General features: G+C 69.7%; 11 protein-coding genes and 1 pseudogene. 4 read left to right on the top strand and 8 right to left on the bottom strand.

Annotated features, from left to right (window positions below; all coding sequences use genetic code 11):
* Positions 1–88: 88 nt before the first annotated feature.
* The 4 genes from hpnI to KS03_RS12265 all read right to left on the bottom strand — a co-directional run bounded on the left by hpnI (position 89) and on the right by KS03_RS12265 (position 5,119).
* Positions 89–1,354 carry a bacteriohopanetetrol glucosamine biosynthesis glycosyltransferase HpnI gene (gene hpnI, locus KS03_RS12280; protein WP_012733223.1) on the bottom strand — a complete coding sequence of 422 codons (1,266 nt, stop codon included), beginning with the start codon at positions 1,352–1,354 and terminating at the stop codon, positions 89–91.
* Positions 1,354–2,775, bottom strand: a complete 1,422-nt coding sequence (gene hpnJ, locus KS03_RS12275) for a hopanoid biosynthesis associated radical SAM protein HpnJ (RefSeq protein ID WP_012733224.1) — start codon at positions 2,773–2,775, stop codon at positions 1,354–1,356. The genes hpnI and hpnJ overlap by 1 nt, the downstream gene beginning before the upstream one ends.
* A gap of 94 nt (positions 2,776–2,869) precedes the next feature.
* Positions 2,870–3,268, bottom strand: coding sequence for a hypothetical protein (locus KS03_RS12270; RefSeq protein ID WP_012733225.1), 399 nt, complete (start codon positions 3,266–3,268; stop codon positions 2,870–2,872).
* Between the two features lie 489 nt (positions 3,269–3,757).
* Complete coding sequence (locus tag KS03_RS12265) at positions 3,758–5,119, bottom strand: MFS transporter (RefSeq protein WP_012733226.1); 1,362 nt, start codon at positions 5,117–5,119, stop codon at positions 3,758–3,760.
* Between the two features lie 264 nt (positions 5,120–5,383).
* Here KS03_RS12265 and KS03_RS12260 point away from each other — a divergent pair, with 264 nt between their 5' ends.
* Entirely contained in the window at positions 5,384–6,961 is a 1,578-nt protein-coding gene (locus KS03_RS12260; protein WP_012733227.1) for an aldehyde dehydrogenase (NADP(+)), read from the top strand.
* Between the two features lie 409 nt (positions 6,962–7,370).
* Positions 7,371–7,628 (top strand): annotated as a pseudogene (locus KS03_RS29930) (tryptophan--tRNA ligase); the annotation flags it as partial.
* A gap of 209 nt (positions 7,629–7,837) precedes the next feature.
* On the opposite strand, the gene kdgD reads toward KS03_RS29930, so the two are convergent.
* Positions 7,838–8,755: a 5-dehydro-4-deoxyglucarate dehydratase gene (kdgD, locus tag KS03_RS12250; protein WP_017432736.1), complete on the bottom strand. Its 918-nt coding sequence runs from the start codon at positions 8,753–8,755 to the stop codon at positions 7,838–7,840.
* 222 nt (positions 8,756–8,977) lie between these two features.
* Between kdgD and garD the strand changes: the two genes are divergently transcribed.
* On the top strand, positions 8,978–10,525 hold the full coding sequence (gene garD, locus KS03_RS12245; RefSeq protein WP_012733228.1) for a galactarate dehydratase: 1,548 nt from the start codon (positions 8,978–8,980) through the stop codon (positions 10,523–10,525).
* Positions 10,526–10,643: 118 nt separating this feature from the next.
* Here garD and KS03_RS12240 read toward each other — a convergent pair whose 3' ends face one another.
* Positions 10,644–11,207 carry a hypothetical protein gene (locus KS03_RS12240; protein ID WP_012733229.1) on the bottom strand — a complete coding sequence of 188 codons (564 nt, stop codon included), beginning with the start codon at positions 11,205–11,207 and terminating at the stop codon, positions 10,644–10,646.
* Positions 11,208–11,590: 383 nt separating this feature from the next.
* Here KS03_RS12240 and KS03_RS12235 point away from each other — a divergent pair, with 383 nt between their 5' ends.
* The gene (locus KS03_RS12235) at positions 11,591–12,025 is read left to right on the top strand and encodes a DoxX family protein (protein WP_012733230.1); all 435 of its coding nucleotides are present in this window, start codon (positions 11,591–11,593) and stop codon (positions 12,023–12,025) included.
* Between the two features lie 96 nt (positions 12,026–12,121).
* Here the strand turns inward: KS03_RS12235 and KS03_RS12230 are convergent, their stop codons facing one another.
* Together KS03_RS12230 and KS03_RS12225 are read right to left on the bottom strand one after the other, a co-directional pair.
* Complete coding sequence (locus tag KS03_RS12230) at positions 12,122–13,417, bottom strand: MFS transporter (RefSeq protein WP_012733231.1); 1,296 nt, start codon at positions 13,415–13,417, stop codon at positions 12,122–12,124.
* A gap of 450 nt (positions 13,418–13,867) precedes the next feature.
* On the bottom strand, positions 13,868–15,010 hold the full coding sequence (locus KS03_RS12225) for a branched-chain amino acid ABC transporter substrate-binding protein (protein ID WP_012733232.1): 1,143 nt from the start codon (positions 15,008–15,010) through the stop codon (positions 13,868–13,870).
* Positions 15,011–15,188 lie beyond the last annotated feature (178 nt).

Here is a 15,188-nt window from a genome sequence, read left to right as displayed (position 1 = left end):
CGGCTCCGGCGCGGTTTGGCGAGGCGCGACGCGGTCGTGGGCATGACGATGGGTCGGCTCGTGACGGCGGGCAGGGGGTCGCGCGCGCTCATTCGTCGAGGCGGGGCACCAGCCGGCCCGACGGGTCGACGCGCAGCCGGCGGCCGCGCCACACCACGTCGGACATCGCGAAGCTCGCCACGAAGATGCCGAACTGCAGCAAGTCGTTGAGCGGCAGCAGCGCCAGATCGGCGAACGGCTGGCCGAACGCGCGATCGACGCGCCACTTCAGCGCGAAGCGCGCGGCGAGCGCCGCGGCCACCAGCCACCCGGCGCCGAGCGCGCCGCCGGAGGCGAGCAAGGCGAGCAGCGCGAACGGCAGCGGATGCATCAGCGCCGAGCCGAGATGGCCCAGCGGGTCGGCCGCGCGGATGGTCCGGCTCCAGCGCAGCTCGTGCGCGAACAGGGCACGGAAGGTCGATTCGATGCAGGCGTGATCGACGAGCAGCGGCGGAACCGCCACCGTCGCGCCGATGCCGCGCACGGCCTCGCCGATCGCGTGGTCCTCGGCGAGGTGGTGCGCGAACGCGGCGAGCCCGCCGATCGCCTCGAGCGTGGCGCGTCGCATCGCGATGGTCTGACCGAAGCAGGGCCGCGCGAGCCGGGTTGCGAGACCGGTGACCACGCCGGGGAAGAACTGGTAGTTGGTGGCCGCCGCCGCCGCGCGCGGCCACCGGCCGGGCGCGCTGATGCCGCGATAGGCGCTCGTCACGAGCCCGACGCCGGGTTGCTCCAGCGCGCCGACGACGCGCCGCAGATAATCGCGGCCCACGCGCACGTCGCTGTCGGCGAAGCAGAGCAGCGCGTGCTCGGCCTGCTCCAGCATGTTGACGAGATTGCAGATCTTGCGGTTCGGGCCGTACAGCCGCGCGTCGGCCACCACCGTGACGTGTGCCTGCGGATAACGCTCGCGCAGCGTCGCGACGGCGCGCAGCGCGGCGTCGTTGGCGTCGTGGACGCCGAACAGGTATTGCACCGGGCCCGGATAGTCCTGATCGAAGAAGCTGGCCAGGTGCTCGACGAGCTGCCACTCGTCGCCGTGCAGCGGCTTCATCAGCGTGACGGGCGGGTACTGGGTGGGCAGCGCCGGCGCGCGCGCGAAAAAGCGCCCGGTCAGGACGGCCGCGATCAGCGTGTAGACGATGCCGAACCCGGCGCAGAGGCTCGCGGCCGTCGCGAGCGCATGGCCGAGCGCGACGATCACGGGCGGGTGGTGGCGCGCCGCGTCGCTCAGCACGATCGCGGCGCCGACGGCGAGCGACATGGAGAAGGCGCGGCCGGCCTGGCCGCGCGTCCACGAGCGCAGCCCCTGCATCACGCCTCGTGCGCGCGCAGGAAGCGGAAGAACTCGACGCCTTCGCGCAGGCGGCGCTTCGTCATGTCCCAGCTCGACAGCATCTCGCGCACGATCTCCCAGATCTTCGACGGCCGGAAGTAGAACGCGCGATAGAAGTGCTCCAGCTCGTGATAGATGTCTTCCCGCGACAGATGCGGATAGCCGATCGCCGCCAGCTGCACGCCCTCCTTGCTGACCAGGTTGATGGTCCGGTTCTCCTCCATCCAGCCGTTTTCCACCGCCTGCTCGTAGAGCTTGGTGCCCGGATAGGGCGCGGCCAGCGACACCTGGATGGTGTGCGGATTGATCTCCTTCGCGTAGGCGATGGTCTTGCGGATGGTGTCCTTGGTCTCGCCCGGCAGCCCGAGGATGAAGGTGCCGTGGATCTTGATGCCCAGCTTCCTGCAGTCCTCGCTGAAGCGGCGCGCGATGTCGGTGCGCAGGCCCTTCTTGATGTTCAGCAGGATCTGGTCGTCGCCCGACTCGTAGCCCACCAGCAGCAGGCGCAGGCCGTTGTCCTTCATGATCTTCAGCGTCGAGTACGGCACGTTCGCCTTGGCGTTGCACGACCAGCTCACGCCCAGCCTGCCGAGCCCGCGCGCGATTTCCTCCACGCGCGGCTTGAAGTCGGTGAAGGTGTCGTCGTCGAACATGATCTCTTTCACCTCCGGCATGTTGTCGCGAATCCACTTCACCTCGGCCAGCACGTTCTCGACCGAGCGCACGCGGTAGCGGTGGCCGCCCACGGTCTGCGGCCACAGGCAGAAGGTGCATTTGGAGCGGCAGCCGCGCCCGGTGTAGATCGAGACGTAGGGGTAGTCGAGATAGCCGATGAAGTAGTTGCGGATCTTGAGGTCGCGCTGATAGACGGGGGCCACGAACGGCAGCGCGTCCATGTCCTCGATCATCGGGCGCGGGCCGTTGTGCTCGATCGCGCCGTCGGCGGTGCGGTAGCTCAGGCCGAGGATCTCGGCGAACGGCTTGCCTTCGGCCAGCTCGCGGCAGGTGTAGTCGAACTCCTCGCGGCAGACGAAATCGATCGCCTCGGAGGCGAGCAGGCAATGGTGGGGATCGACGGCGACCTTGGCGCCGACCATGCCGATCACGATCGAGCGCTTGCGCTGCTTGAGGTCCTGGGCGAACAGGGCGTCGGTGGGAAACGAGGGCGTGCTGGTGTGGATGATGACGAGGTCGTAGCCGGCGGCGATCTCGAGCGTGGCCTGCACCGACAGGCCGTCGGCGGGGGCGTCGAGCACGCGGCTGCCGGGCACGAGCGCGGCGGGCTGGGCCAGCCAGGTGGGATACCAGAACGAGCGGATCTCGCGCCGGGCCTGGTAGCGCGAGCCGGCGCCGCCGTCGAAGCCGTCGTAGGACGGCGCTTGCAGGAACAGGGTTTTCATCGGGTCGGGAAGAGATGGCGCGGCGCCGGCCCCGGCGGCCGGCACCCGCAGCGTCGGATGGCGGGTTCGCAGTCGTTCGTCGGGCCGCTGCTGGTCACGAAATCACACGCTCGAACTGCTCGCGGCGCAGGCGCAGATGCAGCAGCACCAGCGCGCGCAGCGGGCAGCGCGGCGACACGCGCACGGTGCCGGGCGCGGCCGGTTCGAGCCGCACGTGCCCGCGCCTGAGGCCGGCGCGGAACGCGAAGCGCGCGCCGGCTCGCGTTGCCGCCACGGCCACCGCGAGGTAGACCAGTGTTGCGCAGCGGAATGTCGGGGTCGTGAAATGGTGCTGCGGAATCTGCAGCACGGCGATCGACAGCAGCACCAGGATCTGCGCGCCGGACGCGGCCAGCGCCGCGATCAGCAGATAGGTGCGCCATGCCTCGACGGTGGGAAACGCGAGGCCCGGAGCGGATTCGGCCGAGCTCGGCAGGCGAGAGAGGAGTGGCACGCTGGGCAATCCTTCGGTTTGCTTGCATCGGACGGCATGGCCCCGGCCCCGCGCGCCGGTGGGGGCGTGGCGGGGAGCATGGCGATGCCGGCGGGCGAAACTTGAAGGCAAGCTTAAGCTGCCGCTGTGGCAATCATGTTGCGATGCGGATCACGAATGGGGGGCGGCTCGCGGGGCGGACATCGCGGCGGGTGACCGTGCGCGGGAGACGCCCGCGCGAAGCGGTTGCAACGCCGTCATGGAACCGTCATGCAATCGCCATGGATTCGTCACGACGCCCCGGCCGGCCAAGGCGCCGCCGGGGCGCTGCGGCGGCACCTGCGCGCGGGCGCGGCCCAGGCTGCCGCCGTGCGCTGGCATCGCGCGTCGGCCTGCTGCCCGCCGAGCCGCCGTCAAGGATCGGCTGCCGGTCATCCGGGCGCGATCGCGAGCCGCCGTGCGGCGGCCGCTCGACGGCGCGCGAGCCGCGCCGCCCCTGTCGGCATCGCCTCAGCGGCCGGGTGCCTTGCGCAGCGTCACGCGCCTGATGTCCTTGACGATCACGAGGTAGCAGAGCACGGTCACCAGCGCGTTGAGCCCGACGAATAGCAGGGCGCCGTTGAACGAGCCGCTCGCGCCCACCAGGTAGCCGATCACGATCGGCGTGACGATCCCGGCCGCGTTGCCGAACATGTTGAAGAGGCTGCCCGACAGGCCGATGGCCTCCTTCGGCGCCGTGTCGGCCACCACCGCCCAGCCCAGCGAGCCCAGGCCCTTGCCGAAGAACGACAGTGCCATCAGCGCGATCACGAGCGCGGCGCTGTCCACGTAGTTGCAGCCGATGATCGCCATCGACAGCAGCATGCCGCCGATGATCGGGATCTTGCGCGCACGCGTGAGCGACACGCCGCGCCGGATCATGCCGTCCGACAGCATGCCGCCCAGCACCCCGCCGAGGAAGCCGCAGACGGCCGGCAGCGAGGCCAGCACGCCGGCCTTCAGGATCGACATGCCGCGCGCCTGCACGAGGTAGATCGGGAACCAGGTCAGGAAGAAGTAGGTGAGCACGTTGATGCAGTACTGGCCGAGATAGACGCCGATCAGCATCCGGTTGCCGAGCAGCTGGCGCACGTAGAACCAGCCCGCGAGCCGCTCGGGCGCGCCGCCGGCGGGCGTCTTGCCGCCGGTCTCGATCACGCCGCCGCCCTGCTCGATGTGCTCGCGCTCGGCCCGATTCACGCGCGGGTGATCGGCCGGGCTGCGCACCACCCGCATCCACAGCAGCGCGAGCGCCATGCCGGCCGCGCCGAGCCACAGATACACCTGGTGCCAGCTGAACGCGTGCGTGAGCCAGGCCATCAGCGGCGTGAACAGCACGGCCGCGAAATACTGCGCCGCATTGAAGATCGCCGATGCCGTGCCGCGCTCGCTGGTCGGGAACCAGCTCGCCACCACCTTGGCATTGGCCGGGAACGCCGGCGCCTCGGCGATGCCCACCGCGAAGCGCAGCACGAACAGCGCGGCCACCGCCAGCGCGGCGCTGCCGGCCAGGCCGATCGTGCTCTGCAGCAGGGTGAACAGCGACCAGAGGAAGATGCTGCCGGCGTACACGCGGCGCGCGCCGAAGCGGTCCAGCAGCCAGCCGCTCGGCAGCTGCGCGAGCACGTAGGCCCAGCTGAACGACGAGAAGATGTAGCCCATCTGCACCGCGTCGATGCCGAACTCCTTGCGCATCGAGGTGCCGGTGATCGACAGCGTCGCGCGATCCGCGTAGTTCAGCGTCGTCACGACGAAGATCATCAGCAGGATCCAGTAGCGGACGGCGGTCCGTTTGGCCGTGGCGGCCGGATTGGCGGTGCGGGTCGCTTCCATGAGTGTCCTGGCGAGAGCGCGAGAGGAGTCCGTCGGTCTAATGCTGACTGATATGTCGTCGTACAACTTGACAGTCTAGGACCGCGACGGTGACGCGCCTAGCAGGGTTTTCCCTTTCCGAGCCGCTCGCAATAATCCCTTTTCACTCAATGAGGTGGCCGATGCCGGCCGCATGCCGGGGCGCGTGATTCTTCTAGTCAGTCATCGTATCTGCTGGGCTACAATGCGCGATACGAATCTTTTTTCGACTGACGGAGCATAGCGATGCAATTGACAGGTGAGATGCTGATCGGCGCCGAAGCGGTGAAGGGCACGGCCGGCACGATGCATGCGTTCGACCCCACGCGTGGCGAAACCATTGCCGAGCCGGCGTTCGGCACCGGCAGCGAGGCCGAGGTCGAGCGCGCCTGCGCGCTCGCGCAGCAGGCGTTCGACGCTTACCGCGCCGAGCCGCTCGAGCGCCGCGCGGCGTTCCTGGAGGCGATCGCCGAGGAGATCCTCGAACTCGGCGACGCGCTGATCGAGCGCGCGCAGGCCGAGACGGGCCTGCCCGCCGCGCGCCTGCAGGGCGAGCGCGGCCGTACGGTCGGCCAGCTGCGGATGTTCGCGCGGGTGGTGCGCGACGGTTATTTCCTGCGCGCCTCGGTGGACCCGGCGATGCCGGAGCGCACCCCGCTGCCGCGCGCCGACCTGCGCCTGCAGAAGCTGCCGCTCGGCCCGGTGGCCGTGTTCGGCGCCAGCAACTTCCCGCTCGCGTTCTCGGTGGCGGGCGGCGATACCGCTTCGGCGCTGGCGGCCGGCTGCCCGGTGATCGTCAAGGCGCACGAAGCCCACCTCGGCACCTCCGAGCTGGTCGGCCGCGCGATCCAGCGCGCCGTGGCGCGCAGCAACATGCCGGCCGGCGTGTTCTCGCTGCTGATGGGCCCGGGCCGCGTGATCGGCGCCGCGCTCGTCAAGCATCCGGCGATCAAGGCGGTCGGCTTCACCGGCTCGCGCCAGGGCGGCCTCGCGCTCGTCAACCTCGCGAACGCGCGCCCCGAGCCGATTCCCGTCTACGCGGAAATGAGCAGCATCAACCCGTTCGTGATGTTCCCGGCCGCGCTCGCGGCCCGCGGCGAGAAGATCGCGCAGGGCTTCATCGATTCGCTGACGATGGGCGTGGGCCAGTTCTGCACCAACCCCGGCCTCGTGATCGCCGTGGACGGCGCCGAGCTCGATGCGTTCTCGCGGGCCGCGGCCGCCGCGCTCGCCGGCAAGCCGGCCGGCACCATGCTCACGCGCGGCATCGCCGACGCGTATCGCGCCGGCCGCGCGAAGCTGCAGGAAGCCCCCGGCGTGCGCCAGCTCGGCGCAGGCGGCGCGGGCGAGGGCGGCTGCGCGCTGTCCGGCGCGCTGTTCGACGTGGACGCGCAGACCTTCCTGCGCGAGCATGCGCTGCGCGACGAGGTGTTCGGCCCGGCCTCGCTGATCGTGCGCTGCCGCGATTTCGACGAAGTCGCGGCCGTGCTCGAATCGCTCGAAGGCCAGCTCACGGCCACGCTGCAGATCGACGACGCCGATCTGGCAGCGGCCCGCAAGCTGCTGCCGATCCTCGAACGCAAGGCCGGCCGCCTGCTCGTGAACGGCTTCCCTACCGGCGTCGAGGTGTGCGACGCGATGGTCCACGGCGGCCCGTTCCCGGCCACCTCGAACGCGATGACCACCTCGGTCGGCGCGACCGCGATCGAGCGCTTCCTGCGTCCGGTCTGCTACCAGGACTTCCCGGAATCGTTGCTGCCGGAAAGCCTGCGCGAGTCGAACCCGCTCGGCCTCGCGCGCCTGCGCAACGGCCGGCCCGAGTAAGCCGGTCGGGACCGGCGCGGCGACGCTCTCCGAGGCGTGCGCCGTGCCGGTCCGGCTTTTTGGCCGGCTTCGAGGCGGCGGCGTCGAAGCCGGTGCTTTTTTGCGCGCCCGTGGGCAGGACGGGGTGGCGCCTGCCGGGGGGGCACCGTGCCCGAGATCGGCGCGGTTCGGTTTCACGCTGCGGTGGCGCTCGCCGCCCGGCGCTCCTGATGCCGCCGCGCCCCGCGGCGCTGACGGCCTGCCCGCGCGCGCCCGATCGAGCCAGGGCCGCCGGGCAGGCGCCGCGTCCCGCTCGCAGGTCGGCGGCGGGCCTCGTTGGTAGCCCGAAGCATCGATGCAGCCGTCCCGCGCATGCTTGCGCAAAGCCATGCCGCGCGCGGCGCGGCGGTTTTCTCCGGAGAGCCTGCCCATGTCCGAGCTCCAGGCAAACGCCGCCCCGCTGCCCGTCGTGCTGACGGGCGACCGCCCCACCGGCCCGCTGCATCTGGGCCATTCCGTCGGCTCGCTGCGTACCCGGCTGCCACGGCAGGACACCCGCCAGCCAACCATCCTGAGTGCCGACACTCAGGCGCTGATCGACAATGCGCACGATCCCGACAAGGTGCGCCGCCACGCGCTCGACGTCGCGCTCGATTATCTGGCGGCCGGCATCGATCCGGCCCGGAGCCGTCACGCGAGCCACGCTCGACGAGGTGCGCGCCGCGCCCGGTACGTTCTTGCTCGACACCGTGAGCGGGCTGCGCGCGGCCGGCGAGCCAGGCGCCTGAAGCGAGGGCTCGGGCATGCAGCGGCGGCCAGAAAGCCAAACCCCCCGCTCCCGGGGGGAGGCGAGGGGTTGTCGAGAGCGGTGGCCGCAGGCGCGCCGGCCTGCCGCGCTTACTGCGCGCCGAGCTGCTTGATCAGCGCGTCGAGCTGGGCCAGTTCGGCTTCGTCCAGGTCGGTGAGCGGAGCGCGCACCGGGCCGGCGTCGTGGCCGACCAGCTTCGCGCCGGCCTTCACGATGCTGACCGCGTAGCCGGCGCGGCGGTTGCGGATCTTCAGGTACGGCAGGAAGAAGTCGTCGATCAGCTTGCCGACCGTGGCGTGGTCGTCGGCCGCGATCGCGCGGTAGAAGTCCATCGCCGTCTTCGGGATGAAGTTGAACACCGCCGAGGAGTACACCGGCACGCCCAGCGCCTTGTAGGCCGCGGCATAGACTTCCGCGGTGGGCAGGCCGCCGAGGTAGGCGAAGCGCTCGCCCAGGCGGCGGCGGATGGTGACCATTGCCTCGATCTCGCCCACGCCGTCCTTGAAGCCGATCAGGTTCGGGCAGCGCTCGGCCAGCCGCTCGAGCATGTCGGCGTTGAGCTTGGAGTTGGCGCGGTTGTAGATGATCACGCCGATGTCGGGCACGGCCTTGCAGACTTCCTCGGCGTGCGCGGCGATGCCTTCCTGCGAGGCTTCGGTCAGGTAGTGCGGCATCAGCAGGATGCCGTTGGCGCCCAGGCGCTGGGCTTCCTTGGCGTACTCGATGGCCACGTGCGTGGGGCCGCCGGCACCGGCCAGGATCGGCACCTTGCCCTTGCAGGTTGCGGTGGCGGTGCGCACCACGTTCGAGTAGTCCTCACGCGTGAGCGAGAAGAACTCGCCGGTGCCGCCGGCCACGAACAGGGCCGAGGCGCCGTAGGGCGCGAGCCATTCGAGGCGTTCGACATAGGTGCCCGGGCGGAAGTTGCCCTCGGCGTCGAAGTCGGTGACGGGGAAGGACAGCAGCCCTTCCGAAATGATCTGCTTGAGTTCCTGAGGCGTGGTCATGTTGGATCGTCCTAGGTGCGCCGGGCGCGGGTTCATTCGGTAACGAGGAATGTGTTGTATGTCATCGTACAACATCAATGGGACCGGCGCAAGCCTCCGCCCAGCCTTTCCCCGATCGATTTCTGCCTTTCGGCATCAGGGTTTACGCACAATCACGGAGGCTTCGCCAATGTTGTATGATGACTGTCAATTCACTGCGCGTTGCAACGAGGATTTCCCCTGATGTCCCAGTCCCCTCTCTACATTCGCGTCCACCCGGACGACAACGTCGCGATCGTGGTCAACGACGGCGGGCTGCCCGCCGGCTCGCAGTTCGCCGACGGGCTGACGCTCTGCGAAGGCGTCCCGCAAGGGCACAAGGTTGCGCTGGTCGATCTGAAGGAAGGCGATCCGGTGCTGCGCTACCACGTCGTGATCGGCTACGCGGCGAAGGACCTGCCGCGCGGCAGCTGGGTGAACGAGCGCACGCTGCGCATGCCCGAGCCGCCCGGCCTGGACGACCTGCCGCTCGCCACCAGGAAGGCCCCCGAGCAGGCCCCGCTCGAGGGCTACACGTTCGAGGGCTACCGCAACGCGGACGGCTCGGTCGGCACGCGCAACATCCTGGCGATCACCACCACCGTGCAGTGCGTGTCGGGCGTGGTGGAGTTCGCCGTCGAGCGAATCCGGCGCGAGCTGCTGCCGCGCTACCCGAACGTCGACGGGGTGGTGGGGCTCGAGCACACCTACGGCTGCGGCGTCGCGATCGAGGCGCCCGGCGCCGAGATTCCGATCCGCACGCTGCGCAACATCAGCATGAATCCGAACTTCGGCGGCGAGGTGATGGTGGTGAGCCTCGGCTGCGAGAAGCTGCAGCCCGAGCGGCTGCTGCCGGCCGGCGTGATCCCGGTGGCGGCGGACAAGCCCGACAACGGCGGCGTGGTGTGCCTGCAGGATGCGGCGCACGTCGGCTTCATGTCGATGATAGACTCGATCGTGACGATGGCCGAGCAGCATCTGGAGCGCCTGAACCGGCGCCGCCGCGAGACCGTGCCGGCCGCGGAGCTGGTGGTGGGCGTGCAGTGCGGCGGCAGCGACGCGTTCTCGGGCCTGACCGCGAATCCGGCGGTGGGCTTCGCGGCCGACCTGCTGGTGCGCGCCGGCGCGACCATCATGTTCTCGGAGGTGACCGAAGTGCGCGACGGCGTGGCCCAGCTCACCTCGCGGGCCGCGAACGAGCAGGTCGCGCGCGAGATCATCCGCGAGATGGCCTGGTACGACGCCTATCTGCAGCGCGGTCGGGTGGATCGCAGCGCCAACACCACGCCCGGCAACAAGAAGGGCGGACTGTCCAACATCGTCGAAAAGGCGATGGGCTCGATCGTGAAGTCGGGCAGCTCGGCGATCTCGGGCGTGGTGAGCCCGGGCGAGCGCGCCAGGGGCAAGGGGCTGCTCTACACCGCCACGCCGGCCAGCGACTTCATCTGCGGCACCCTGCAGCTCGCCGCCGGCATGAACCTGCACATCTTCACGACGGGCCGCGGCACGCCCTACGGCCTGGCCCAGGTGCCGGTGATCAAGGTCGCCACGCGCAGCGACCTGGCGCGCCGCTGGCACGATCTGATGGACCTGAACGCCGGCAGCATCGCCACCGGCGAGAAGACCATCGAGGAGGTGGGCTGGGAGCTGTTCCACCTGATGCTCGACGTCGCGAGCGGGCGCAAGACCTGGGCCGAGCAGTGGAAGCTGGCCAACGCGCTGACGCTGTTCAACCCGGCCCCGGTGACCTGATCGGCCGGGGCCGGCGCGGCCGTCACTCGGACGGCCTCGAACCCGTCACGCCCGCCGCGCTCCGGCGGGCGTTGTCATTGGGGCGCGCAACATGGGCGGCAGGCGGCCGGGCCGCGGTTCACCGGTTCGCGCCGAGCGAGCCGCGCAAGGCGTCCATCAGCCGGTAGTAGCGGGACTGGATCTCGTCGCCGGGCAGCACCTTCGCGATCGCGAAGCGCTCGCTCCAGCTCGCGTGCCACGCATAGTTGCCATGCACGGTGCGATCACCGTTCGGCCCGGTGACGAGCGAGCGAATCCGCGCGTCGCGCCCGGCGCCCGAGTGCACGTCGAACAGCGCGAGCATCAGCGCGTGATAGGCGTGATAGACCTCGTCGTCGAACAGATGGCGGTAGACATGCAGCGTCCTGTCGAGGTCGCGCTTGATGCGGATCACGTCGTCGGGCGAGATGTCCTTCCAGTAGCCGACCCACGTATAGAAGCAGAGCAGCGCGTTGAGCTGCGGGGCGATGATGTCGTAGATCGCAAGACGCTTCTCGATCAGCTTCTGGTTGGTCCACTGCACCAGTTCGAGCCGCTTGAGCCGGCGGCTGATCAGCCAGCCGAGCGCGGTGACCGACAGCGGCGTGAAGACGCTGACGGCGAGCCGGGCGATATCGAGTGCATTCGACGGGGACACGGGCATGAGCGCATGGCGCAGGCGAGCGGGAATCGAAAGCCTAGCAGGCGCGGATGCCGTCCGGCAGGCGTTAGTCGCAGGCGGAAAATTTTTTGTGTGGCCGGCCGCAGGATCGGCGCGCGGCCGGCGAGGAAAATTTTTCCGCTTGGGCCGGCCGCGAGATCGGCAACGCTTGCCCGTGCGTGACGCGCCGGTGCGCCAAATGGGGAAAATCGCATACCTGTTTCGCCGGTTCGACCATGGGAAATTTCCCTCCGGCCGCCATCCGGTGTAAAGATTTGCTACAACCTTTTGCTTGGAACGCCGCTCGGAATCTTTTTATTCTGGCGCATTTGCGAGTCTCGACGGCCGCCGTCGGCGGCTCGCGCCGAACCAGAGGAGAGAAAGACATGACGCGTTCCGTCGATTCCGGCGTGATCTTCATCGCGAGGCTGTTGATGGCGGCCCTGTTCTTGTGGGGCGGCGCGATGAAACTGTTCGGCTACGGCGAATTCGTCGCTTACCTGAAGCACCTCTACGTGCCGTTTCCGCAGTTCGCCGCGCCGCTGGCGGTGGCCGTCGAGGGGCTCGGCGCGCTGCTGCTGATCGTCGGCTATCGCGTGAAGCCGCTCGCGCTGCTGCTCGCGGCCTATACCATCCTCACCGCCGTGATCGGCCACAACTTCTGGGACGCGACCAACCCCGCCGCGCAGCACGACCTGGTGGTCCATTTCTGGAAGAACGTCGCGATCGCGGGCGGCTTCCTGCTGCTGTTCGTGACGGGCGCGGGCGGGGCGAGCATCGACGGCGTGCGGCGCCCGCAGGGCTACGGCTTGTTGCGCTGAGGTCCCGCCTCGGCCGCGCCTCGCATGGGCGCCGGGCATGAAAAAGGGCGCCGCGAGGCGCCCCGGGCGGACCACGAAGCGGCCGGCTCCCGCCGCTCAGCGCACGCTGCGCGCGCAAAGCGCGCCGAGTGCGCCGATCACGCAGACCGCGCCGACATAGGCGGTCGGTGCGAACGGGTTCGATTTGATCATCAGCGACACGATCACCGGCGAGAGCCCGCCGAAAATCGCGTAAGCGACGTTGTACGAGAACGAGATGCCGGAAAAGCGGATCACGGCCGGGAAACTGCGCACCATGGCGGTGGGCACCGCGCCCACGGTGCCCACCAGGAAGCCGGTGAGCGCGTAGAGCGGCACCAGCGTCGAGGCGTCGGCGGCCACCCGCGCATACAGCGTGCAGAAGCTGGCGGCCAACAGCAGCGAGCCCGCCACCAGCACCGCCTTCGCGCCGAAGCGGTCGGCCAGCGCGCCCGCCGTCACGCAGCCGATCGTCAGGCACAGCGTGGCGATGCTGTTGGCGAACAGCGCGGTGGCCGCGGGGATGTGCAGCTGCTTTTGCAGCAGCGTCGGCGTCATCAGGATCACCACCACGATCGCGGCCGACAGCATCCAGGTCAGCACCATCGAGACCAGCACCGCGCGGCCGTGATCGCGCAGCACGGCCTTGAGCGGAATCTCGGCGGCCAGCGCCTTGCGCGCCTGCAGCTCGGCGAACACCGGCGTCTCGTGCAGCCAGCGGCGCAGGTAGACGGAGAACATGCCGAACACGCCGCCGAGCAGGAACGGCAGGCGCCACGCGTAGGCGGCGATCTCGGCCTGCGAGAAGTGCGCGGTGACGCTGGCGGCCACCAGCGAGCCGAGCAGGATGCCGGCCGTCAGGCCCGCCGTGAGCGTGCCGCAGGCGTAGCCGATGCGGCTGCCGGGCACGTGTTCGGACACGAACACCCAGGCGCCCGGCACTTCTCCGCCCACCGCCGCGCCCTGCAGGATGCGGAACAGCAGCAGCAGCACCGGGGCGAGGATGCCGATCGTGTCGAAGGTGGGCAGCAGGCCCATCAGCAGCGTCGGGATCGCCATCAGCAGCACGCTCAGCGTGAACATCCGCTTGCGCCCGACCAGGTCGCCGAAGTGCGCCATGATGATGCCGCCGAGCGGGCGCGCCAGATAGCCGGCCGCGAAGATGCCGAAAGTCTGCAACTGGCGCAGCCAGTCCGGAATGTCGTGCGGGAAGAACAGCTGCCCGATCGCCGGTGCGAAGAACACGAAGATGATGAAGTCGTAGAACTCCAGGGCACCGCCGAGCGCCGCGAGGCCGAGGGTCTTGTAATCGCTGCGCGTGAGGGGGCGCTCGGCGGCAGCGGTTTGCGCGTGGCTCGTTTCGTATGCTTGCATGGTCTGGACGATCGATATTCGAGTTTTGCGGCGGGCGCGGCGCGCGACACCGTCAAGCGTCCCGCGCGGTGCGCCGGATCGGCGCGCGGCCCGGGCTGCGCGGCCGGGAGCGAGGACACGCGGGGACGACGGACAGGCGGGTCGCTGGATTCTACAGGATGAAGTGCGGCGTTCCGACACAGGGAAAACCGCATGGTCGGCGTGAACCGAACGGTTAAGCAGCCCGCTTCGGCACCTTGCCCGGCACCTCGCCCGGCAGCCTTGCTGCGGCCGGCAACCCCATCCGGGCGGGCGCGCCGTCCAAGCACGTGATCGAGGCCGGCGGCCAGCCGTGGCGGGCGCCGGCGCCGCCGCCGGCCGGGCCGCACGCGAGCGCGGCGGCGGCGGGGCGGGCCAAGCTCAGGAGTCCTGGAGGGGCGAGCCGGCCCGCGGCGGCGGCCCGGCCGGCTCTCAGTTCCCGGCGATGGTATCGACGGCCTTGAACGCGCCGTGGTCGACGCGGTAGATGGTGACCGGCGCGTCGCGCAGGTCGCCCTTCGCGTCGTAGGAGATGGTGGGGGCCGACACGCCCTTCACCGACACCTTGTCGACATAGGGGCCATAGACCTTCGGGTCGGTCGAGTTCGCGTTCTTCATCGCCGTCAGCAGCGCGATCGTGCCGTCGTACGAATAGGGCGAGTAGGTCACCACGTCCTCGTGAAAGCGTGCCTTGTAGCGCTGCTCGAAGCCCGCGAAGCCGGGCATCTTTTCCTTCGGCAGGCCGCCCATGTAGACGATCGCGCCCTCGGCCGCCGTGCCGCCCACCTTCAGGAAGGTCGGCGACTTCGACATCTCGCCCGTCACGAACGCGGCCTTGATGCCGAGCTGGCGCATCTTGCGGATCATCGGCGACGATTGCGCGTCGCCGCCGCCGTAGAACACCGCGTCGGGGCTCATCCCCTTCAGGTTGGTCAGGATCGCCGAGAAGTCGAGCGCCTTGTCGTTGGTGAAGTCGCGCTTGATGATGGTGCCGCCCGCCTTCTGCACGGCGTCGGCGAATTCGTCCGCGATGCCCTGGCCGTAGGCGGTGCGGTCGTCGATGATCGCCACGCGCTTGTAGTGCAGCGTGTTGACGACGTAGTTGCCGACGATGCGGCCGGCCTGCGCGTCGCTCGTCAGCAGCCGGAAGGTGGTCTTGTAGCCGCGCGCCGTGTATTGCGGGGAGGTGGCCATCGAGATCTGCGGCAGCCCCGCGCGCTCGTAGAGGTCCGAGGCCGGGATGCTGGTGCCCGAGTTGAAGTGGCCGATGATCCCGGCGACGTTGCTGTCGATCAGCCGCTGCGCCACCGTCGTGCCGGTGCGCGGGTCGGCCTGGTCGTCCTGCGAGTCGAGCACGAAGGTGACGGGCTTGCCGCCGATCACCGGCTTGGTCGCGTTGAAATCGTCGATCGCGAGCTGCACGCCCTTTTGCATGTCGGTGCCGTAGTTCGACTGGGTGCCGGTCAGCGGCGCGGCGAAGCCGATCTTGACGGCATCGCCGGCCAGGGCCGGCGTGGCCGCGCCGGCGAGGGCGGCGGCTGCGGCAAGCGCGATATGCGAGATCTTCACCTTCACTTTCGATTCCCCTTTTGACTGCTGTGGCCGGCGCGCGTGCGCCGGCTTGTTGGCGATCGCGGGAGGGCGGCGTGCCGCTGCCCTCTACTGTGCTGAAATCGGCGAATCGCGGGATCGGCGCCGGGATGGCTGCGTGACACCGGCCGGCCAGCCGGAATTGCCGCGAAAACGAACGACT

The sequence above is a fragment of the Burkholderia glumae LMG 2196 = ATCC 33617 genome, assembly GCF_000960995.1.
Lineage (GTDB): Bacteria > Pseudomonadota > Gammaproteobacteria > Burkholderiales > Burkholderiaceae > Burkholderia > Burkholderia glumae.
The sequence above is the reverse complement of the archived record's forward strand: the minus strand, read 5'-3'. Positions and strand labels throughout refer to the sequence as shown.